Source organism: Rhodopila sp., from assembly GCF_035548095.1.
Classification (GTDB): domain Bacteria; phylum Pseudomonadota; class Alphaproteobacteria; order Acetobacterales; family Acetobacteraceae; genus Rhodopila.
This window is the reverse complement of the sequence record NZ_DASZUV010000016.1, coordinates 33,839-55,069: the sequence shown is the minus strand read 5'-3', so window position 1 is coordinate 55,069 and position 21,231 is coordinate 33,839. Positions and strand designations below refer to the sequence as shown.

Annotated in this window: 22 protein-coding genes and 1 pseudogene; 13 read left to right on the top strand and 10 right to left on the bottom strand. The window is 66.6% G+C overall.

Going from position 1 to position 21,231, the window contains the following annotated elements; genetic code table 11:
• Position 1: 1 nt before the first annotated feature.
• The 4 genes from hflX to VHC04_RS13100 all read right to left on the bottom strand — a co-directional run bounded on the left by hflX (position 2) and on the right by VHC04_RS13100 (position 3,633).
• Positions 2-1,276, bottom strand: coding sequence for a GTPase HflX (hflX, locus tag VHC04_RS13115; RefSeq protein ID WP_325681879.1), 1,275 nt, complete (start codon positions 1,274-1,276; stop codon positions 2-4).
• A gap of 85 nt (positions 1,277-1,361) precedes the next feature.
• Positions 1,362-1,655, bottom strand: coding sequence for an RNA chaperone Hfq (gene hfq / locus VHC04_RS13110; protein WP_325681877.1), 294 nt, complete (start codon positions 1,653-1,655; stop codon positions 1,362-1,364).
• 122 nt (positions 1,656-1,777) lie between these two features.
• Entirely contained in the window at positions 1,778-2,431 is a 654-nt protein-coding gene (locus VHC04_RS13105) for an HAD family hydrolase (protein WP_325681875.1), read from the bottom strand.
• Complete coding sequence (locus VHC04_RS13100) at positions 2,428-3,633, bottom strand: hypothetical protein (protein ID WP_325681873.1); 1,206 nt, start codon at positions 3,631-3,633, stop codon at positions 2,428-2,430. The genes VHC04_RS13105 and VHC04_RS13100 overlap by 4 nt, the downstream gene beginning before the upstream one ends.
• A 302-nt stretch (positions 3,634-3,935) precedes the next feature.
• Here VHC04_RS13100 and lipA point away from each other — a divergent pair, with 302 nt between their 5' ends.
• The 4 genes from lipA to VHC04_RS13080 are packed head-to-tail and all read left to right on the top strand — an operon-like array spanning position 3,936 to position 6,723.
• On the top strand, positions 3,936-4,931 hold the full coding sequence (lipA, locus tag VHC04_RS13095) for a lipoyl synthase (RefSeq protein WP_325682011.1): 996 nt from the start codon (positions 3,936-3,938) through the stop codon (positions 4,929-4,931).
• Positions 4,931-5,437, top strand: a complete 507-nt coding sequence (locus VHC04_RS13090) for a type II toxin-antitoxin system RatA family toxin (RefSeq protein ID WP_325681868.1) — start codon at positions 4,931-4,933, stop codon at positions 5,435-5,437. The genes lipA and VHC04_RS13090 overlap by 1 nt, the downstream gene beginning before the upstream one ends.
• On the top strand, positions 5,434-6,498 hold the full coding sequence (locus VHC04_RS13085; protein WP_325681866.1) for a threonine aldolase family protein: 1,065 nt from the start codon (positions 5,434-5,436) through the stop codon (positions 6,496-6,498). Before VHC04_RS13090 ends, VHC04_RS13085 begins: the two co-directional genes overlap by 4 nt.
• A 39-nt stretch (positions 6,499-6,537) precedes the next feature.
• Positions 6,538-6,723, top strand: coding sequence for a helix-turn-helix transcriptional regulator (locus VHC04_RS13080; protein ID WP_325681864.1), 186 nt, complete (start codon positions 6,538-6,540; stop codon positions 6,721-6,723).
• 51 nt (positions 6,724-6,774) lie between these two features.
• Here the strand turns inward: VHC04_RS13080 and VHC04_RS13075 are convergent, their stop codons facing one another.
• Both VHC04_RS13075 and VHC04_RS13070 read right to left on the bottom strand, forming a co-directional pair.
• On the bottom strand, positions 6,775-7,443 hold the full coding sequence (locus VHC04_RS13075) for a glutathione S-transferase family protein (RefSeq protein ID WP_325681862.1): 669 nt from the start codon (positions 7,441-7,443) through the stop codon (positions 6,775-6,777).
• Between the two features lie 224 nt (positions 7,444-7,667).
• Positions 7,668-8,717 carry an extracellular solute-binding protein gene (locus tag VHC04_RS13070; RefSeq protein ID WP_325681860.1) on the bottom strand — a complete coding sequence of 350 codons (1,050 nt, stop codon included), beginning with the start codon at positions 8,715-8,717 and terminating at the stop codon, positions 7,668-7,670.
• Between the two features lie 214 nt (positions 8,718-8,931).
• Here VHC04_RS13070 and VHC04_RS13065 point away from each other — a divergent pair, with 214 nt between their 5' ends.
• The 6 genes and pseudogenes from VHC04_RS13065 (at position 8,932) to VHC04_RS13045 (ending at position 14,726) form a co-directional block, all read left to right on the top strand.
• Positions 8,932-10,563: a hydantoinase B/oxoprolinase family protein gene (locus VHC04_RS13065; protein WP_325681858.1), complete on the top strand. Its 1,632-nt coding sequence runs from the start codon at positions 8,932-8,934 to the stop codon at positions 10,561-10,563.
• A 31-nt stretch (positions 10,564-10,594) separates the two neighbouring features.
• Positions 10,595-11,200: a Uma2 family endonuclease gene (locus tag VHC04_RS13060; protein ID WP_325681856.1), complete on the top strand. Its 606-nt coding sequence runs from the start codon at positions 10,595-10,597 to the stop codon at positions 11,198-11,200.
• 7 nt (positions 11,201-11,207) lie between these two features.
• Positions 11,208-13,259: a hydantoinase/oxoprolinase family protein gene (locus VHC04_RS13055; protein WP_325681854.1), complete on the top strand. Its 2,052-nt coding sequence runs from the start codon at positions 11,208-11,210 to the stop codon at positions 13,257-13,259.
• 34 nt (positions 13,260-13,293) lie between these two features.
• Positions 13,294-13,902, top strand: coding sequence for a glutathione S-transferase family protein (locus tag VHC04_RS13050; RefSeq protein ID WP_325681852.1), 609 nt, complete (start codon positions 13,294-13,296; stop codon positions 13,900-13,902).
• 113 nt (positions 13,903-14,015) lie between these two features.
• Positions 14,016-14,126: pseudogene (locus tag VHC04_RS23060) on the top strand (hypothetical protein); the annotation flags it as partial.
• Positions 14,127-14,129: 3 nt separating this feature from the next.
• Positions 14,130-14,726, top strand: a complete 597-nt coding sequence (locus VHC04_RS13045) for a DinB family protein (protein WP_325681850.1) — start codon at positions 14,130-14,132, stop codon at positions 14,724-14,726.
• 50 nt (positions 14,727-14,776) lie between these two features.
• On the opposite strand, the gene VHC04_RS13040 is transcribed toward VHC04_RS13045, so the two are convergent.
• The 3 genes from VHC04_RS13040 to VHC04_RS13030 all read right to left on the bottom strand — a co-directional run bounded on the left by VHC04_RS13040 (position 14,777) and on the right by VHC04_RS13030 (position 17,256).
• Complete coding sequence (locus VHC04_RS13040; RefSeq protein ID WP_325681848.1) at positions 14,777-15,280, bottom strand: OsmC family protein; 504 nt, start codon at positions 15,278-15,280, stop codon at positions 14,777-14,779.
• 149 nt (positions 15,281-15,429) lie between these two features.
• On the bottom strand, positions 15,430-16,224 hold the full coding sequence (locus tag VHC04_RS13035; protein ID WP_325681846.1) for an N-acyl homoserine lactonase family protein: 795 nt from the start codon (positions 16,222-16,224) through the stop codon (positions 15,430-15,432).
• Between the two features lie 3 nt (positions 16,225-16,227).
• A complete protein-coding gene (locus tag VHC04_RS13030) occupies positions 16,228-17,256 on the bottom strand; it encodes an LLM class flavin-dependent oxidoreductase (RefSeq protein WP_325681844.1) in 1,029 nt (342 codons plus the stop codon).
• A gap of 152 nt (positions 17,257-17,408) precedes the next feature.
• Here VHC04_RS13030 and VHC04_RS13025 point away from each other — a divergent pair, with 152 nt between their 5' ends.
• From VHC04_RS13025 to VHC04_RS13015, 3 genes are all read left to right on the top strand, one after another.
• The gene (locus VHC04_RS13025; protein WP_325681842.1) at positions 17,409-18,473 is read left to right on the top strand and encodes a phosphotransferase family protein; all 1,065 of its coding nucleotides are present in this window, start codon (positions 17,409-17,411) and stop codon (positions 18,471-18,473) included.
• A 323-nt stretch (positions 18,474-18,796) separates the two neighbouring features.
• Positions 18,797-19,966: an acyl-CoA dehydrogenase family protein gene (locus VHC04_RS13020; RefSeq protein WP_325681840.1), complete on the top strand. Its 1,170-nt coding sequence runs from the start codon at positions 18,797-18,799 to the stop codon at positions 19,964-19,966.
• Positions 19,963-20,718, top strand: a complete 756-nt coding sequence (locus tag VHC04_RS13015) for an SDR family NAD(P)-dependent oxidoreductase (protein WP_325681838.1) — start codon at positions 19,963-19,965, stop codon at positions 20,716-20,718. The genes VHC04_RS13020 and VHC04_RS13015 overlap by 4 nt, the downstream gene beginning before the upstream one ends.
• Before the next feature lie 6 nt (positions 20,719-20,724).
• On the opposite strand, the gene VHC04_RS13010 is transcribed toward VHC04_RS13015, so the two are convergent.
• Positions 20,725-21,036 carry a DUF1272 domain-containing protein gene (locus VHC04_RS13010; RefSeq protein ID WP_325681836.1) on the bottom strand — a complete coding sequence of 104 codons (312 nt, stop codon included), beginning with the start codon at positions 21,034-21,036 and terminating at the stop codon, positions 20,725-20,727.
• Between the last annotated feature and the right edge of the window lie 195 nt (positions 21,037-21,231).

The window sequence follows — 21,231 nt, the reverse complement described above, 5'->3', positions numbered from 1 at the left end:
GCTACGGACTCAAATCCTGCGGCGACGACCGCTCGAACCGCGCGCGATCGGCCGGAAGGAGACGGACCTTGAGGTGAATCGCACCGTCGTCATCGTGCCGTTCCACCACTTCCCCGTGGCGATACAGCCAGGCGAGGCGCGCACCGTCCGCGGCGGGCAGGTCGTAATCGGCGGTCTCCATGCCCTCGCCGATGCGGTGGTCGATCGCCGCCAGCAGCGTGTCGAGCCCTTCGCCGGTGATCGCCGACACGGCAACGGTACCGGGCCGCGCGGGCACCTGCTGGACGCCGCCCAGCAGATCCGCCTTGTTCAGCACTTCGATCGTGCGTTGCGGCCACGCGGCATCCAGTGTCCCATCATGCACCATGTCCTCCAGCACGCGGATCACGTCTGACCGTTGCGCCATGCTCTCGGGATGCGCGGCATCGCGGACGTGCAGGATGATGTCCGCCTCGGCGACCTCCTCCAGCGTGGCGCGAAACGCCTCCACCAGCTCATGCGGCAGCTGGCTGATGAAGCCCACCGTATCCGACAGGATGACACGCCGGCCGGACGGCAGCACCAGACCGCGCATGGTCGGGTCCAGGGTCGCGAACAACTGGTCCCGCGCGACGACGGTCGCGCCGGTCATGGCATTGAACAGGGTCGATTTGCCGGCATTGGTGTAGCCGACCAGGGCTATGACCGGGAACGGCACGCGCCGACGGGCGGAGCGATGCAGGCCGCGGGTGCGGCGCACCTGCTCCAACTCCTTGCGCAGCTTGACCAGCCGTTCGCCGATCAGCCGCCGGTCGGCCTCGATCTGGGTTTCACCCGGACCGCCCAGGAAGCCGAAGCCGCCCCGCTGCCGTTCCAGATGCGTCCAGGACCGGACGAGGCGCGAGCGCTGGTATTCCAGATGCGCCAGCTCCACTTGCAAGGTGCCTTCGCGCGTGGCCGCTCGTTCGCCGAAGATATCCAGGATCAGGCCTGTGCGGTCGATCACCTTGCAGGACCAGGCACGCTCCAGGTTTCGCTGCTGGACCGGGGTCAACGCGGTGTCCACCACCACGACCTCGACGCCGGCCTCCGCCAGGGCACGAGCCTGTTCCGTCACCTGGCCCTCGCCCAGCAGGGTGGAGGGCCGGCGTGCCCGCAGTGGCAAGATGGCGGTGTGGACAATGACCAGCCCGATGGAGGCGGCGAGTCCCACCGCCTCCTGCAGCCGGGCATCGGCAGCGCGCGTCTGGTCGACCGGCCCGCCGTCCGGGCCGCGAGCACCGCGTTCCCACGGCAAGATGATGGCGGCCCGCGTCGCGCCGGAGGCGCTGACGGAGGCGCTGGCCGATCCCGGGGCTTGTCCCGTCAGGCTTTGCGCGATGTCAGTCGTTCCCCCCGGCGGTGGACATCTCCCGCGCCGGTGCGGCGGCGGTGCCTTCAACCTTGCTGGCGTCGAACAGCTGGATCGGCGCGCCCGGCATCACCGTGCTGATGGCATGCTTGTAGACCAGCTGGGTATGTCCATCCCGGCGCAGCAGCACGGAGAAATTGTCGAACCAGGTGATGATTCCCTGCAACTTGACGCCGTTGACGAGAAAGACCGTCACGGGCGTCTTGCTCTTGCGCACATGGTTCAGGAACACGTCCTGAACGTTCTGCGACTTCTCATTGGCCACGGCCATCTTCCTTCTTGTTGCCCAGGCGTGTTTTTTGCGCCTGGGGGTTGTGGGGGCGGTCCATAGTGTCTCGACGGCTCGTGGCACGGCCGTCCAGTCGTCCATGTACGCGAAGAAATCAGTCAGGTAAGGTCACAAATCCGGGAGGCAAGAGCCCCGGCGTCGCGAAAATGCAGGTCCGGGGACGCGCGGTCAACGCCCCCGTCATGTCCGGCATCGCCCAGCAGCACCGCGGTCAGCCCCGCCGCCCGTGCCGCCACCATGTCGAGGGCCGTGTCGCCGATATACCAGACGGACCGGGTGGGCGTGACGCCCATTCTGCCCAGGGCAAGCAGCAAGGGAGCCGGGTCGGGCTTGTCGATGACGGCATCGCCCGCGCCGACCACAGCTCCAAAATAGTCAGCCCATCCCAGATGGGCGACCTCCCGGCGCAGGAACGTCCCGTTCTTGTTGGACACGACGCCCTGCGGCAAGCGGGAGCCGGCGCGCAGCATCGTGGCCACCTCGGGCATCGGCGTGACGTGGTCGAGGTGGTTCCGGGTCAGCGACCGATAAAAGATGTCGCGCGCCTCCTCCCACCGGTCGCCGAACATCACCGGGAAACTCTCCCGCATCGAGACGCGGACTCGGTTGCGGGTGTCCTCGACGGTCCAGGCCGGCAACGCGAAGGCCGCGAAAGCCGCGTTCAGCGCCGCGGTGATGCCTGCCCAGGCATCCACCAAAGTATTGTCCCAGTCGTACAGCAGAACGGTGGGACGTTCGGTCGGCGTACTCACGCGCCGTCGGCGCCCCGGCGCTGCAATCCGGTCAGTGCGCAGGCATTCGCACAGATCCGCAACCAGCCGTCGAAGGAGAAATCATGCGCGTTGTCGTCGGGGGCGAAGCGGTCGATGTAGCCCTTCAGCAGCCCCGGCCGCACGACTTCCACCGTGCCGGGAGGACGGTTCGGGGCCGCGGGCATCACCCACAGCAGCGTGTTGTCGCCATACCGGTTCAGCGCCATGTACAGCGGCAGCACCTCCTCCTCCGAGACCATGGCGTCGCGCTTGTACACGAAGATCTTCTCGGCGGCCTCCAGCTCCTCCATGAACTTGCGCAGCAGGAATTTCAGCCGGGCGGACTCCTGTTCCCGCATGAGCCAGATGCTGCGCTGCCCTTCGTAGACGAAGGTGTGGTAGACCAGCCCATAGCGCTTTTCGTGAATCATGTACTCGCGCGGCGGACCTCCCTCCAGCCGCGGCTCGATATCCTCGATCGTGCCCAGGCCCTGGAAGCCGCCGTCGATCCCGCGGATCAGGTTGCGCATGAAGGTGCTGGAAAAGCGCAGCAGGCCCAGCGGCTCGGAATCGCAACGACGCTGGAACAAACCGAACTCACAATTCTCGCCGACGGATTCGAAGCGCATGGCGATCTGCGGGATCGTCAGCCCGGTCCGTTGCGTCGCCCACTCCACGATGTCGACATGGCCGCGCGCATGCAGCCGGTCGAAGCCCGGACCGAGCATGAGTCCGGGCGGCAATTTGGGGTAGGCGCCGGCAGTGTCGGTGACGCGATAGACCTTGAACTCGGACAAGGAAAACGACAGCTCGCGGCTGTCCCCGTTGTCCGAGAAGTCCTTTGGGCGCGCGGCGTCCGGGTGCTGCAGGGTAATCAGGACCCTCTCCGATCCGTTCACCATGGCGCGTGGCAGCCGGAATCCCAGCAAGGTCGGCCGTGTGAGATTGGAGGTTCCCACCACCGCGTCGTTGACCGAGACGATCAGCCGCTGGCCCGGCAGTTCCGGCGCGTGTACGAACGGCACCACATCGAGGGTGATGATGTACTCGTCGGCCATGTCCAGGCGCGGAAGCATGATATGGCTCTCCGCCCCGAGGCACCAGGTGAACTCCGGCTCGGACGGCGCCCAGCCGCCGCCCAGATAGGCGAGGCTGTTGCCCGCCGTGCCGAACCTGATCGTAAGATCACACTCCAGACCCATGCATGGTCCCCAAAAACCGAGAAGGCGACGCCAGGGAAGGCACGATGGGGGCATGTGCCAATAATAAAGCGTTACGTCCCATTGTATTGGACGGGTTTACGCCAACGCAAGGAGCTTGCGCGTCAACCGGGCCCGCGGGTCGTGCCGCCATGGCAATACTGACCCGCACGATACCCCGCACGATACAATGCGTCCGATCCGGGAGCATGACGTCCCATCGCGCGCCGTTACGGGGCGGCGTGGCGGCGACGGCCAACAGCGCGCTTGACGGTTCCAAGGCGGCCATCCATGTGTCGACCGACATGGCCAGCACCCGCCTCACGATCGATCATCGCCTCGCGCGTCCGGCCGCCGTCGCCCGGCATCCGGAGAAGGCGCATCGGCCGGACAATCCGATCCAGCGGAAACCGGCCTGGATCCGGGTCAAGGCACCGACCCACCCGGTCTATCACCAGACCCGTGCCCTGATCCGCGATAATCGGCTGGTGACGGTGTGCGAAGAGGCCGCGTGCCCAAATATCGGGGAATGCTGGTCGCAGCGCCATGCGACGATGATGATCATGGGCGATACCTGCACGCGCGCTTGCAGCTTCTGCAACGTCCGCACCGGTCAGCCCGACGCGCTGGAAGGCGACGAGCCCGTTCGCGTGGCCGACGCGGTGGCGCGGCTGGGGCTGCGGCACGTCGTCATCACCTCGGTGGACCGGGATGACCTGCCGGATGGCGGCGCGGCGCATTTCGCCGCGGTGATCCAGGCGATCCGCGCCGCCGCGCCGGACACGACGGTGGAGATCCTGACGCCCGACTTCCTGCGCAAGCCCGGCGCTGTCGAGGTCGTGGCGGCGGCGCGACCGGACGTCTTCAATCACAATCTGGAAACGGTGCCGCGCCTGTATCCAACTATCCGCCCTGGCGCGCGCTACTACCAGTCGCTGCGGTTGCTGGACCGGGTGAAGCAGATCGACCAGTCGATCTTCACCAAGTCCGGCCTGATGGTCGGGCTGGGGGAAAGCAAGGCGGAGATCACCCAGGTAATGGACGACCTGCGCATCGCCGATGTGGATTTCCTGACGATCGGCCAATATCTGCAGCCGACGGTGAAGCATGCCGCGGTGGATCGGTTCGTTCCGCCGGAAGAATTCGCCGATTACGCGGCGATTGCCCGCGCCAAGGGCTTTCTGCTGGTGTCGGCGACACCGCTGACCCGTAGCTCCTACCACGCGGATGCTGACTTTGCCGCCCTGCGCGCGGCCCGAGCGGACCGTCTGCGTGTCGCGGCAACGGCTCCCGCCGCCTGATGCCCACCCACGCCGAACGCCAGATCGTCCCCTATACGCCGGAGCAGCTCTTCGATCTGGTCGCGGATGTCGGCAAATATCCACAGTTCCTGCCGTGGTGCATTGGCGCGCGGGTACGCGGGGCGACCGATACGACATTGGTCGCCGACCTGACGATCGGCTTCGGGCCGTTTCGGGAGACCTTTACCAGCCGGGTCGTGCTGGATCGGCCGCATCGGGTCAAAGTCCGCTACGAGAACGGCCCGTTCCGCTATTTAAACAACCAGTGGGATTTCCGGCGCCATGAGCGCGGCACCGAAGTCGCGTTCTTCGTCGACTTCGAGTTTCGCAGCCGCATCCTGCAAGCCGCGATCGGCGTCGTGTTCAACGAAGCCGTGCGGCGGATGGTGAATGCCTTTCTGAAGCGGGCGCGCGACGTCTATGGCCCGCCACCCGCGGCACAAGGGGGCGAGGCAAGGCCGGCGAAGGCCGCGCCGGAAACCGTGGGGACAAGGAGAGTCTCATGACATTCGCGCCGCCGCGCCTCGACCGGTCCCTGCCGCCGGTCCGGGTCAACCTGTTTTCCGACACGCAAACCCGCCCGTCGGCCGCGATGAAGGACGCCATGATGCGCGCCGAGGTCGGTGACGAGCAAAACGGTGATGATCCGACGATCCAGGCGCTATGTGACCGCATGGCGGCCTTGCTGGGGAAGGAAGCGGCGATGTTCCTCCCCACCGGTACCATGTGCAATCAGATCGCGATCCTGACGCATTGCCGGCCGGGCGATGAGATCCTGGCACATGAGAGCGCTCATATCATTGCCAATGAGGGCGGCGGTCCTGCTGCCCTGGCCGGGGCTGTCGTGAACGGACTGCGCGGCGCCCGCGGCATGTTCGACAGTGCCGCCGTGACCGCTGCACTGCGCGAGAAGCGGCGGAATGCCCCGCCGCAGACGCTGCTGGCGGTGGAGCAGACATCCAATGCCGGCGGCGGGTCGGTCTGGCCTCTGGCCATGCTGTCGGACGTGCTGGAAACCGGCCACGCGAACGGGTTGGCGACGCATATGGACGGGGCCCGATTGATGAACGCGGTGGTCGCGGCCGGTGTGCCGGCCGCGGAGATGGTGCAGGGCTGCGACTCCGTGTGGCTGGATTTCACCAAGGGCCTTGGTGCACCCCTGGGGGCGGTGCTGTGTGGGTCCGCGCCCTTCATCGATGCGGCCTGGCGGTGGAAGCAGCGCCTGGGTGGATCGCTCCGCCAGGGCGGCATCTGCGCGGCTGCCTGTCTGTATGCGCTGGACCATAATATCGGTCGGCTTGCCGAGGACCACGCGAATGCCCGCGTCCTGGCCGAGGGGCTGGGTGGCATCGCCGGCCTGGCGGTCGAGGCGCCGGAGACCAACCTGGTGTTCTTCGACACGCGCGGGACGGGCCTGACGGCGGACGAACTGGCCGCGCGGCTGCGGCGCCATGGCGTGTCGATTTCCGTGGTTGGGCGCCATCGCATGCGCGCCTGCACGCATCTGGACGTGAATGCGGCCGATATCCGCCAGGCCCTGGAGATCGTGGCCGAAGCGGTCCGGTAGCGTCCCGGGTCGCCGGCCGAGGCGCGTCTGCTGGATCCGTTGCTGGCCGGTGAACGGGTGAGGGAATACGCCGGACGAGTTGGCATCAGCGTCAACACGGCGAATACGCAACTCAAGCAGGTATTCCTCAAGACCGATACGAACCGGCAGGCGGAGCTTGTGCGGCTGCTGCTGTCCAACCCGATTGCCTTGTTGATGGGAACCGGCGGCCGACACCCGGCCTGATCCGGCGCGGACCGGAGGCGCCGAGACCAGGCGCCCCCGACCGTCGAGGGCTCAGAAATCCAGGTCGGTGTAATGCGCCGGCGGCGATACGCCGGCCACCCGGTCCGCCAACAAGCCCCGGAAGCTCGGGCGGGACTTGATCCGAGCATACCATTCCTTGGCTGGCGGGGAGATCGACCAGTCGATTTCCCCCAGGAAGTCCAGGGTGGACAGATGCGCGGCAGCCGCGAAATCGGCCTGTGACAGCATGCTGCCGGCGAGCCATTTCCGGGTCTCCGCCAGCCAGCCGATATAGTCCAGATGATACCGCAGTGCCGTGTAGCCCGTGCGGATCGCGGCCGGATCCGGATTGCCACGACCCGTCAAGCGCCGCAGGTGCTTCTGACCGTACAGGTTGTTGGTGACTTCCTGCGCGAAACGGCCATCGAACCAGACACTCAGCCGTCGGACCTCGATCCGCTCCGCCAGGGTGCGGCCCAGCAGCCCCTGGTCGGGGTAGGCTTCGTCCAGGTACTCGCAGATCACCGAGGAGTCGGGGATGACCAGCCCGTTATCCTCCTGCAGGGTCGGTACCGTCCCGGCGGCGTTCAGCTCGAGATACTCGGGCCGTTGCTCCCACACCTTCTCGACCCGCAAGTCGAAAGGCAGGCGCTTTTCCGCCAGAACCAGACGAACCTTGCGGCAATAGGGCGACAGGGGAAGGTGATGAAGGATGCGCATCCCAGGTTTTTATTGCATCGCTCTCCGCGCCGCGCCAAGTGCCAATCGCCGCGATTCGAGCGAGGATACCCATCTTTATGGTTGTAGACACGTCAAACGCTCAACCAAATCGGGTGGCGGGCTGGAGCGTGATCGCCTGAAGCCGGCGGCGAGAAGGTGTGAATCGCGCTGTTGAATCAACAAGTTGATAGAGCATGATCGGATCAACCTGACCTTGTCAGGCGTCAGTGATCCAGCCATGCCTCGAAGCGCTGGCGCAGCTTGGCGCCGTTGTCGCGCCAGAAGCCGGGATCGGTCCGCAAGGCGTTGTTCAAGCTTGCCGGATTGCTGGGGGAGATCGCCTGGGCGTCGGTCGGCAGGTTGTCATTCAACCCTTTCGTCAGGCCGGTGGTGCCCGCTTCACGCAGCAGGCGCGCCTCCACCGCGGGCATGCCGGTGAAATACAGGAATTGCTGGGCCTGCTTCAGGGCGGGGCTGCCTTTGACGATGGCCCAGGACTGAACCTCATACAGGCTGCCGGCGAACTGCAGCCCGAAATTCCGATGCTCTTCCCGCCCGCGTGTCGCGATGGAGCCGCTCGGGCCGGTCGTCATCAGCACCCCGCCCGACGCGAGTGCCTTCGCCGGTTCATCGTCCTTGGTCCACCACAGGATATAGGGCTTCAGCTGATCGAGTTTGCGGAAGGCCCTGTCCACGCCCTCGGCTGTGGCCAGGGTCTTGTAGACGTCTCCAGGCGCGACGCCATCGGCCATCAGCGCGATCTCCAGATTGCCGCGCGCGCCTTTGTGCAGGCCGCGCTTGCCCGGGTATTTGGCGACGTCCCAGAAATCGGCCCAGGTTGGCGTGACCGGAAATTTGTCGCGGTCCCAGGCCAGCACGGTGTTGGACACCAGGGCGCCCACGCCGCAGTCGCTGACGGCGAGCGGCATGTAGTGGTCCTTGCCGCCGATGGCGGACCAGTCCAGCTTTTCGAATAGCCCTTCACTGCAACCGACGGCGAGCTCATCGGGATCGACCAGTACGAGACTCCAGTCATTGTCGGCCGACTTGAGCTGTGTGCGGAGCGCGTCGATGCCGCCTTCCCAGGTCTGCTGCTGTACCGGAAAGCCGGTCAAGGCGGTGAAGGGTTGGACATAGGCCTCCTGCAGGGACCGTTGGAAGGATGCCTCCCGAGTCACGATCACCAGATCGCCAGGGCCGGCAAACGCCGGGAGGTTGGCCAGAAGAGTGGCGCAGGCAACAGCCACGGCGGCCAGAAACGAGCGGGCGGGCATGAACGGACGGGGTTCCGGTTCCTTTTTTCTGGACGCAAGCTACAGGCCGCCGGCTTTGGGGGCAACGACCCCTTGGCACGAGCCCCCTGGCACGAGCCCCCTGGCACGAGCCCCCTGGCAACGCAAACGCTCCGTGGCGGAACAATGTTGAAATGGCGCTCCCGGTCGCGATGATGGCTTTTCCGCCAGGCCTCCGCGGGTGCACGATGGCGGCATGACCGATCCGATCACCATCGCCGTGCTGCAGAATCGTCTGAATGCCATCGCCGAGGAGATGGGCGAGGCGATGCTGCGGACCGCCTACTCCCAGATCTTGAACTCGTCCCGCGACTTCTCGATCGCACTGGTGGATGCGCAGTGCCGTCTTGTCGCACAGGCAGACCATATCCCGGTGCATGTCGGCGCCATGGCCTGGGCGGTGAAGGCGCTGGCGGCGCGATTCCCGGATCCGCGCCCGGGCGATGTCTATCTGTTGAACGACCCGTATCGCGGCGGGTCGCATTTGCCGGACCTGACCGTCTTCGTGCCTGTCTTTGCCGACGGCGCACTGATGTTCTGGTCGGTGGTGCGCGCGCACCATTCCGACATCGGGGGCGCCACCCATGGCGCCTACAACCCGGCGGCGACGGAAATCTGGCACGAGGGGCTGCGCCTGCCGCCGGTGCGGCTGACCGAGAACGGCGTGCTGCGCGAGGATTTGCTGGAAATGCTGGCGCTGAATGTCCGCCATCCCCGCGACTTCCGTGGTGATCTTGCCGCGCAGATCGGCAGTGCGCGGCTGGGCGAGGTGCGGCTGTCTTCGGTGATCGCCGAATTCGGCGCGGCAACCCTGTCGGCGTCGATCGAGGCGATGCTGGACGCGACCGAACGCTACTCTCGAGATATCGTCGCCGGCTGGGCGGACGGGGTCTATTATGGCGAGGCCGTCCTGGACGATGACGGTTTTGACCGCAAGGACATCGTCATCCGTGCGCGCGTGACCAAGGCTGGCAGCGACGTGACGGTGGACCTGACCGAGTCCGACCCGCAGGTGACCGGCTTCATCAACTCCTCCCACGCCAACACCCAGTCGGCGGTGGCGATCGCCTTCGCCTTCCTGCTCGATCCCGACATCACCAAGAACGAGGGCGCGTTCCGGCCGCTGACGGTGAAGCTGAAAGAGGGAACGATTGTCTGGGCACGGGAAGGTGCGCCGGTGACGATGTGTACCAGCCACTGCTCCAACGAGGTCATCGAGGCGATCATCGTCGCCCTGTCGCAAGCCTGTCCCGAACGGGCGATGGGCGGCTGGGGACGGCGTCTGCGCATCGCGCTGAACGGCACCGATCCGCGCACCGGACGGCGCTTCATCTGGCACATGTTTCAGGCGCGGCCGGGCGGCGGCGGTTCGGTCGCCGGCGACGGGTATTCCACGATCGGCGAATGGCACAGTGCGGGCGGCATCAAGTTCGGCAGCATAGAAGTCGCGGAAACCCGCTTCCCGCTGGTGTTCGAGACACATGAATACCGCCGCGGTTCGGCGGGCGATGGCCAGTTCCGCGGCGGCTATGGCGGCGACATGCGGCTGCGGATCGAGGCGGCCGGCACCACGATGGCCAACACCGCCGGCGAGGGCGTGGTGCACGGCGCCCGCGGCATGTGCGGCGGATGCGATGGCACGCCCCATGACTACACGTTGCTGGCACCAAACGCCGAACCTCGGAAGCTGAAGAGCAAGGAGGTGAACGTGCCGGTACCCACGGGCAGCGTCATTCACGTGCTGTCCGGTGGCGGTGGCGGCTGGGGCGATCCGGCGTCGCGGGATGACGCGGCGCGTGCGGCGGATGCAAAAGCGGGGTTGGCGTGACCGGATGGGGGCGGGGTGGTAGGGTGATGGTATGATCGTATCGCTGGAACGGCCGGATCAGATGACGGCCGACGTGTTCCTCCGCTGGGAACCCGGGGACGGCCAGCGCTATGAGCTGGTCGACGGACAGCCGCGCGCGATGGCGCCGGCGAACGTCCTGCATGGTCTGCTCCTGCATGGTCTGCTGCAGAGCGAGTCGTCCGGCCTGATCCGCGACCATCTGCGGCGGCAGGGAAAAGGCTGTCAGGTAATCACCGCGCCAGGCGTCATTCCACGTGTATTGTCGGGTGTATTGTCGGCCGATAATGTTCGGGTTCCGGATCTTGGCGTAACCTGCACGCCTGTCCGGCTAGGCCAACAGACGATCACCGATCCCATCCTGCTGATCGAGATCCTGTCGACCAGCAATCGCGCCGAAACGTGGTCGAATGTCTGGACCTATACGAGTATTCCGTCGGTCCGGGAGATTCTCGTCCTGCTGAGTGACGCCGTTGGCGCCCACCTGCTGGGCCGCGACGCGACTGGCGCCTGGCCGGAGACGCCGGAGCGGATCACCGACGGCGATCTGGTCTTGAGCGCCATCGGTTTCCGCGTCCCGCTGGCCGACATCTATGTCGGCACCGATCTGATTGCATGACGAACCCATGACGGATTCCTATACGATCGGCATCGATGTCGGCGGCACCTTCACCGACATCGTCGTCGCCGACGCCGCCGGCGCGACCATCATCGCCAAGGCCCCCACGACGCCCGCCGACCAGTCGGACGGCGTGCTGGACGGCATCGCCCTGGCGGCGAAGCGTCTCGGCCTCTCTACCGCCTCCCTGCTTCAGGCAACCAGCCGCATCGTCCATGGCACCACGGCCGGCACCAATGCCCTGCTGGAAGCCAAAACCGCACCGGTCGGCTTGCTGACCACGGAGGGTCACCGCGACGTCATCGAAATGCGGGAAGGGCTGAAGCCCGAGCGCTACAACCTGCGCATGGCGCCGCCGGCCCCGCTGGTGCCGCGCCATCTGCGCCTGGCGGTGCGGGAGCGGATGCGGGCGGACGGCACGGTCGAAACGCCGCTGGACGCCGTCTCGCTGAAGAACACCATCGATAGGCTGGCACAATCCGGTGTCCAGGCCGTGGCGATCTGCTTCCTGCATAGCTGGTGCAATCCGGCGCACGAACAACAGGCGGCCGACGCGGTGCGGGCGGCGATGCCGGACGTCTATGTCACCACCTCCTTCGACGTGCTGCCGCAGATCAAGGAGTTCGAGAGGTTCTCCACCACCGTTGCCAATGCCGCGGTGGGGCCGGTGATCCGCCACTATCTGGGCCGGCTGCAAACCCGCCTGCGAGCGGCGGGGTTCGGTGCTGAACTGCTGGTCATCCTGTCGCATGGTGGGGTCGCCTCGGTCGATGAGGCCACGCGGCTGGCCGCCGGCACCGCGCTGTCCGGTCCGGCTGGCGGCGTCGCGGCGGCCGTGGCGCTCAGCCGAGCGGGACTGGCCGAGAACGTGATCGGATTCGATATGGGTGGCACGTCGACCGATATCGCCGTCGTGCGCGATGGCCGGCCATTGCTGGCTGGCGACAAGGCCGTCGGTACCGCCCGCATCGCATTGCAAAGCCTCGATATCGTCACCCTCGGCGCCGGCGGTGGATCGATCGGCAAGCTGGACCGGACCGGGCTGCTGGCGGTGGGGCCGGAAAGCGCTGGCGCGGTGCCAGGGCCGGCCTGCTACGGGCAGGGAGGTACGGCGCCGACCGTGACCGATGCGAACCTGGTGCTGGGCTATCTGGATCCGGCGAATTTCCTGGGTGGCCAAACGCGCCTGGACCTGGACGCCGCGACCGCCGCCGTCACGCGGCTGGCGGAGCAACTGGGTGTTTCCGTGGCCGAGGCGGCCGGGGGCATCCATCGGCTGGTCAACAGCCGCATGGCTGATGGCGTGCGCGTGGCGACAGTGCGGCGCGGGGTCGATCCGCGGCGGTTCATCTTGCTGGCCTTCGGTGGCGCCGCCGGCCTTCACGTCACTGCCGTCGCCGCCGAACTGGGCATGGCGCGGGTTGCCGTACCGGAAACGGCCTCGGTGCTGTCCGCCTGGGGCATGCTGAACACGGATCTGCGCGTCGAACTCAGCCGCAGCCTGGGCCAGTCCGGCGCCATCGACATCGGGGCGCTGACCGATGCCTTCTCCGCGATGGAACAGGAAGGCCGCGCGCGGCTGGCCTGGTTCGAGGGGAACGTGGTGCTGCACCGTTCCGCCGACATGCGCTATGGGGAGCAGGTATTCGAGATCGCGGTTCCGTTGGACGATATCGAATGGTCCGCGTCCGACCTGCCGGTCCGGCTCGCCGAACGGTTTCACGCCGCGCATGAAGCCTTGTACACGTACGCCCTGCGTGACCAGGAAGTCGTCCTCGTGAACGCTCGGCTGTCCGCCGTGGGTCGGTTGCGGCCGCTTCCCTCCGCGCTGCGCGGCAACATGGAGGCGCGGGCGGTGCCCAAGGCACAGCGCCGTGTGTTCCTGGGCGGTTGGCGGTCGGTGCCGGTGTTCGCCTTCGGGGAGCTGGCGGGTGACCAGGTCGTGCCCGGTCCCGCGGTGGTCGAATCGGATACGACCACCGTCCTGCTGCGTCCGGGCGATCAGGCGCGGTTCGACAGAAGGGGCTGGCTGGACATTGCGGTCGCGCCGGCACACTGACCGGCAAAGGCGGAACACGAGAGGGAAAACATCGATGTTGACGTTGTACGGGTCGGCTCGCTCCCGCGCGGTGCGCACGTTATGGATGCTGGCGGAACTGGGCATCGCATATCGGCATGAGGATTATCTGCCGCGTTCCCCCGAAACACGCACACCGGCGTTTCTGGCGATGAACCCGAACGGCCAGGTGCCGGTCATCGACGATGACGGGTTCGTGCTGGCGGAATCGATGGCGATCAACCTGTATCTGGCGAAGAAGCATGGCAGTCCGCTGTATCCCGCCGACCCGCGGCATGAGGCCCTGGCCTGGCAATGGAGCCTGTGGGAGACCGACAAGCTGGACCGTCAGCTCGTCAATTACGTCAACCACACCAGCGCGCTGCCGGCCGAGCAGCGCGACGCGGCGGTCGCCGAGGCGGCCTGGTCAGCGGTCCAGCCGGCACTGGATGTGTTGAACTCCGCCGTGGGCAAGACGCCCTGGCTGGCCGGTCCGGATTTCTCGGTGGCGGACCTGAACGTCGCCAGCGCGCTGTATCGCGGGCTCTCGATGGATCTGGGGCGCTGGCCGCATGTCCAGGACTGGCTGACACGCTGCTGGTCCCGTCCGGCAGCGAAGCAAGCTCGGGCGATGCGGGAGGCGTGATCGCGTTGACGCTGATCAGGCGCGGGTTCATAGGAATCCAGTGTGTCGGAGGGGCGGCGATGCAGGGCGACTCGCAGCTGAAGGTGTTCTGGCAGCCTGGATGAACGAGCTGCCTGAAACTCAAGGAGTTTCTGTCGGCCCGTGCGGTCGCTTTCGCCTCTATCAACGTGCTGGAAGACCCCGATGGGCTTGCGGACTTGCGCCGGCTCGGAGCCCGTTCCGTCCCCGTGCTCTCGCGCGGCGACGACTGGGTGTTCGCGCAGAACCTGGGCCATGTCGTCAAGTTCATCGGATTGACCGAGGATGTCGGGCCGGTTCTGCCGCCGGACCAGTTGGTGCGGCGGCTGACCACCTTCCTGGCCACGGCGGTGCGGATCGTCGCGCAGATGCCGGACGCGGCGCTCGACACCGAGGTGCCGAACCGTCCACGGAGCTACCGCGTGCTGGGACACCACATCTTCCGTATCCCCGAGGCAATGCTGGAGGTGGCGGCTGGCGGCTATCTGGACAGCCAGACGAGCAACCTGCCGCCGCCGGACGACATGCGGTCCTTCACCGCGATCGCTGCCTATGGACAGGATGTGCTGGGGCGGCTGCAAGCCTGGTGGGGTGGGCGGGCGGATAAAACCGCATGCGATACGGTGCAAACCTATTACGGTCCACAATCATTGCATGAGCTGATGGAGCGGACCACCTGGCACAGCGGCCAGCATGTGCGGCAGTGGTTCATGCTGTTGGACAGGGCGGGGATCACGCCCGTGGTCAGGCTGGATGAGGCGGATTTCGCCGATCTGCCGATGCCGTCCAGCGTATGGGATGGGTAGGCAGCCTCCGCCCGAGAAAGCTCCGCCGCCGCGTGGCGGCCCGTCGTCTCTCAGGCGACCTTGAAATCCACCTTCGGCGGGTTCTTCAGCGTCTGCAGGATGACGCAGTAGCGTTCCGTCGTCTGGATCATCCGTTCCAGCTTCGCCTTGTCGGCGTCGCAATCCACGTCGAAGGTCAGCGTGATGTCCGTGAGTCCCACCGGCGCGGCCTTGTCCACGCCCAGCGTGCCGCGCGCGTCCCAGGTGCCCTCGGCGGTCACCTTGCCGCCGCGCACCGTCACACCCATCGCGGTTGCCACCGCGCGCAGCGTGACGCCGGCGCAGCCCACCAGCGCCTCCAGCAGCATATCGGCGGAGCAGGCCAGCTTGCCGGTACCGCCGCCGGCCGGATGCAGCCCGGCCGTCACCTTGCCGTGCCAGGCATCGACCTCGATGGCGATATCATTCGGGTCCAGGCTGCCCTCGGCATGGGCCTTCACCAGCGCGGCCGCCGGATCGTCGCGGTAGGACTGTTTAAGCGGTGCCTGCAGGGCGCGAAGCTCGTCGGCGTTCATTGCATCATCCCTCTCTTCGTGCCGTCTCTGCATGGCGGCGGACCTTACCATCGAACCCAGACCGAACCGGAATCTCCCGCCGGGAGAGACCGTCGGACAGCAGCGCCTGTGGCAGCCGCGTCTGTGGCCGGACCCTTCAGCCCGGGCCGTTATACCGTAGGTGCCACGTCCAGCCGCACCGCGATCCCCTCCAGCTCCCGCGACACCGGCGGATAGCGTTTTATCACCAGGGGGTCGTGGCCCGGAACGATCAGGTCGGGCGAGGCCGCATGGGTACGCAGCGTATCGAACGCATCCAGCATGTCGCCGATATGGAACGCCGTCGTGAACGGCCGGTACGTCTCCATATTCTCATAGTAGTGCGAGACGTCGGAGGCCAGCACGACAACCCCGCGCCGCGTATTCACCTTCACGAATTGCAGCCCCGCCGAATGGCCGCCGGTCGGCACCAGGCTGATGCCGGGCAGGATGTCGGCCGGACCGTTATGATAGTGCACCCGGCCGTCGAAGTTCAGCCGCACGATGCCGCAGACATCGTCGGGCTCGAAACTCTTGGCCAGCTGCTTGTGCCGCATGTGGCGACCGACCGCGTAATGGATCTCCGGCTCCTGCAGATGGAACCGCGCGTTGGGGAATTTATGGAAGTTGCCCACATGGTCGTAGTGCATATGGGTCAGGATCACATCCTTCACCGTGGCCGGATCGACGCCCAGCAATGTCAGCGAATCGATCGGGTCCCGTTCCAGCGTCCGACCCCGCTTGCCGCCGCTTTCGGCGGTGAAGCCGATATCGATCACCACCGCCCGGTCCGCGTTGCGGGCCAGCCAGACGAAGTAGTCCATCGGCATCGGCCCGTCATGCGGGTCGCCACCGATGAAATGCTCATGCCGCCGCGCCTGGCGCGTGGCATAGCGGAGGGCGAAGAGTTCGTATTCAGCGGTCATCGGTCATGCCTTGGGCTGATAGGACACAAGGTCCGGCATCACGTGCCGGGTGAAGAGGTCGAGCGACTGCAACGCCTCGGCGCCGGTGATGTCGCCGAAGGCGAACCGGCATAGCAGGTAGTTCAGGCCGCCATCGTCGGCCGCCCGCATCAGCACCTCGCGCACCTTGTCTGGCGGCCCGGCCACCGCGCGGCCTTGCGCCTCGGCATCCTCATACCGTTCCGGGAAGACGGCGTGCGGCGACGGCATCTGGCCATGCGCCAGCCAGAGCTTCAGAAAGCTTGTCCGCCATTTCGTGTAGCCGCGCCGGGCGATCTCCAACGCTTCCTTTTCCGTTTCGGCAACGACGACATGTCGGCCGGCGCCCATCAGCGGGATGTCGGCAGGGTCGTGACCCAGCCGCACCCATTCCTCGCGGTAGCGGCTGGTCAGCGCCCGCATGCCCTCACCCCGCAGGTTGCCGACGATGTTGACCTTGTTCTGCGCGGCCCAGGGAATCGCTTCCGGCCGGCCGAGCCCGTACCACAACGGTGGGTGGGGCCGCTGGAACGGCGTCATTTCGATCGGTACGTCACGATAGTGGTAGTGCTTACCCTGGAAATTCAGCACGGGGCCGGTCATGCCGTGCAGGATCACTTCCAGCGCCTCGGCGTACATCGCGGGGGTCTGTTCCGGGTCCAGGCCGTAATAACCCATCTCGATGGGTGAGATGCCGCGCCCGACGCCCAGCATGAAGCGCCCGCTGCTCATTTGATCCAGCATGCAGATCTCTTCCAGCAGCTTGATCGGATGGTACAGCGGCAGCAGGTAGACCAGCGGTCCGAACCGCAATCGCTTTGTCCGCTGCGCCACGGCGGCCAGCCAAACCCCGGGTGACGGTGCGACCCCCAGCGGCGTCGCGTGGTGCTCCGCGACGTGATAGCCGTAAAAGCCGGCGCGGTCATAGGCCTCCACCAGTGCCAACCGCTCCTCATAAAGGCGGTCGAGTGGCGCCTGCCCGCGATCCATGTGGTCGAACACGCCCAGCTTCATGACAGGTCCGCCACGGCGTTTCCTCGTTGATGGTTCGTCGTACCGTACCCCGCGCCCCGTCCCCTGTCCAGGACGGCGGGGGCGGGCCGATCGATCCGGTTGCGCGTTTCGCGGCCTGCTGTATGACACCCTGAACAGCAGCAGGAGGAAGCGTGGCATCCGATACCGGCCTGCGGTCCGTCGCCGAAAGCGTGTCCCTGGACTGGGCGGCGGTCGGCGCCTATCTGGCCGCCAACGGGCACAGCCTTGATGCCGATCCGCCGCCGCGCCAGTTCGCCGGGGGGCTGGCGAACCTGAACTACCTGGTCAGCTTCGACGGCAAGCCGGCCGTGCTGCGGCGCCCGCCGATGGGAGAGCTGCCTGCCGGCGCTTATGACATGGCGCGCGAGTTCCGCATCCTGTCGCGGCTGCCGGACGCACTGCCGTTCATCGCGCGCGGCCTGTTCCTGTGTGACGACCCGTCGGTGATCGGGCAGCGCTTCCAGATCATCGAATACCGGCCGGGCCTGGTGATCCGTGAGCACATGCCCCCCGATCTCGCCCATCGGCCGGAAATCGGCGCGCGGCTGTCGCAGGTGCTGCTGGAGACGCTGGTGGCGATCCATGCGGTGGATACGAAGGCGGTGGGGCTGAATGATCTTGGCCGGCCGGAGGGGTTCCTGGCACGCGGCGTCGCTGGCTGGCGCAAGCGCGGCCTGGCGGCGCTGGAGGAGGGGACGGAAACGCTGCACCGGGACGTCGGCGCCTGGCTGGAGGCAAACCTGGTGCCCGACGGCAAGCCGGCGCTGCTGCATAACGACTTCAAGCTGAACAATATCATCCTCGATCCCAACGATTTCGCCCCGCGCGCGGTGGTGGACTGGGACCAGGGCACGCGCGGCGACCCGCTGTTCGATTTCGCCACCCTGCTGAGCTACTGGGTGCATGCCGATGATCCGCCGGCGATGCACGACATGGAACAGATGCCGGCGGTGGAGGCCTGCCTGTGCCCCCGCCAGGACGCGGTCGCGGCCTATGCCCGGCTGTCCGGCCGCGATATGTCCGACTTCCTGTTCCACCGTGTGCTGGCCATGTACAAGCTGTCGGTGATCTTCCTGCAGCTCGGCCTGCGCTATCGCACCGGCGTGACGCGGGAGCCGCGCTATGCACCGTTGACCGGGATCGGTACCGGCATCCTGGAATTCACCCACGAGATCGCCCAAGGACGGGCGTTCTGAAGCGGCCCGGAACCATGAGCGGCGGGCTGCATGGCTACATATTCAGCGTCTACCGGCGGATCGCGCGATGCACCCGTTTGGCCGCGTACCGATGCTGGCGCATGGCGATTTCGTCCGCTACGAAACCGTGGCGATCACACGCTCCGTCGATGAGGCCTTTCCAGGCCCGCCGCTACGGCAGCGGTCATGCTGGCGCGCCATCCCGGCCTCTCCGGCTGGTGGGCGCTGATCGCCGGCCGTCCGGCCCCGCGCGCAACCGAACCCGATTGGGCGGCGCTCGCGCCCGCAGCGAATGACCCAGAGCAATTGCAAGGAAATGCCTGATGGACTTTTCGCTTTCACCAGAACTGCAGGAACTGCGGCAACGGACCAAAGCCTTCATCCGCGACAAGATCATTCCGCTGGAAGGTGATTCGCGTCAGACCCATCACGGTCCGACGGAAGAATTCCGGAAAGAGCTGGTGGCCCTGGCCGCCGCCGAGGGGCTGGTCGCGCCGCATGTCGGCACCGAGTATGGCGGCCTGGGTCTGTCGCATGTCGGCAAGGCCGTGGTGTTCGAGGAAGCCGGCTACTCGCTGCTGGGCCCGGTGGCGATGCACATCTTCGCCCCCGACGAAGGCAACATGCACCTGCTGGAAGCCGTTGCGTCGCGCGAACAGAAAGAACGCTGGCTGCGCCCGCTGGCATCCGGCGCCACGCGATCCTGCTTCTGCATGACGGAACCCGCGCCCGGCGCCGGATCGGATCCTGCGGCGCTGGCCACCACGGCGGTGAAGGATGGCAACCACTATGTCATCAACGGCACGAAATGGTTCATCACCGGTGCCACCGGCGCCGCCTTCGCCATCATCATGGCGAAGGATGAGGACGGAAACGCAACGATGTTCCTGGCCGACATGGATACGCCGGGCATCGAGATCGTGCGCCAGATGGACAGCCTGGACCATGCTTTCGCCGGCGGCCACGGCGTCGTCCGCTTCAACAATCTGCGGGTCCCCGCGGCTGACATCCTGGGCGAGCCCGGCAAGGGATTCCGCTATGCCCAGGTCCGCCTCGCCCCCGCTCGGCTCACCCATTGCATGCGCTGGCTGGGAGCCGCGCGGCGCGCCCACGACATCGCCACGGCCTATGCGTTGAAACGGGACGTATTTGGATCGAAGCTGATCGGGCACGAAGGCGTCGGCTTCATGCTGGCTGACAACGAAATGGATATCCGCATGAGCCGACTGTCCATCCTGCATACCGCCTGGACGCTGGATCAGGGCGCGCGCGGCACGGTCGAATCCTCGATGTCAAAGGTATTCGTCTCGGAAGCGGTCTGGCGCGTCGTCGATCGTTGCGTGCAGGTGCTGGGCGGCCAGGGCGTCACCGGCGAAACCCTGGTTTCGCGCATCTTCAACGAGATGCGTGGGTTCCGCATCTATGACGGTCCGTCCGAGGTCCATCGCTGGAGCATCGCCCAGCGCATTGCCCGCAATGGAGCCAACTGGTGAGCGCGACCCGGGATTTCGACCTGACGGGCAAGGTCTGCATCGTCACCGGCGGCGGCCGCGGCATCGGCCGCGGCATGGCCGAGGGCCTGCACCGCCACGGCGCTACCGTCGTCATCTCCGGCCGCACGCTGGCGGTGCTGGAGGAAGCCGCCGCGGCAATGGGAGACCGTGCGATCCCGATCGCCTGCGATGTATCGCGGGAGGATCAGGTGATCGCGCTGCGCGACGCCGTGTTGGCCCGCTGCGGGCGGATCGACGTGCTGGTGAACAACGCCGGCGTCGATCCGATCTTCAAGACCGCGGAGAAGACCGGCCTGGATGAGTGGACGCATATCATCGACATCAACCTGACCGGGACGTTCCTGTGCTGCAAGTATCTCGGCGGCGCGATGGGGCAAGGCGGCTCCGTCATCAACGTGTCCTCGGTCGCCGGCCATGGCGGGCTGCCCCGCTCCGTGCCGTATTGCGCGTCCAAGGGCGGCGTGGAGATGATGACCAAGGCGCTGGCGATCGACTGGGCCCAGCGCGGCATACGCGCCAACACGCTCGCGCCCGGCTGGGTCGATACGGCGCTGACGCACCAGTTGCTGACGCATGACGTGCACGGCAAGCGGATGCTGGAGCGCACCCCGCTGGGCCGCTTCGCGACGCCGCGCGACATGGCGGGCGGCGTGGTGTTCCTGGCCAGCGATGCCTCGGCGTTCATGACCGGGCAGAGCCTCGTCATCGATGGCGGCTGGGGCGCGGAGTAGGCAGCGCTACCGCTCTGCTGGCGGAATGCCGGAGACCCGGGCCATGAAGGCGGCGATATCGTCTGCGCTGTATTTTAGCGCGGCGCGCTTCGTGCCGGGCATCTGCCGGGCGCGGGACACGCCGGGGCGCCATTCGTGCGCCGGCCGGATCGGCCGCGGCACGAAGCCGCCGCCGCAGTTCGGGCAGACATTGCGCAGACGTGTTTCGACGCAATCGGCGCAGAAGGTGCACTCATAGGAGCAGATACGCGCATCCCCCGCCTCGGGCGGCAGATCCCTGTCGCAGAACTCGCAGTTGGGACGTAACTCAAGCGCCATCCGACGTCTCCTTCCATGGCCCTTCCGCCGGCTCCGCCTCGTGCGGCCCAGAGGGATTGGGACCAGAGGGATTGGGACCCGAGGGATTGGGACCAGAGGGATCAGGCCAGGGCGGCATGGTGATCGCGATGGCCTCCAGTGCGGCGTCGCCATCGGCGCGGAATTGAAACGCAACCCCGGCCGGGATCGTCAGGC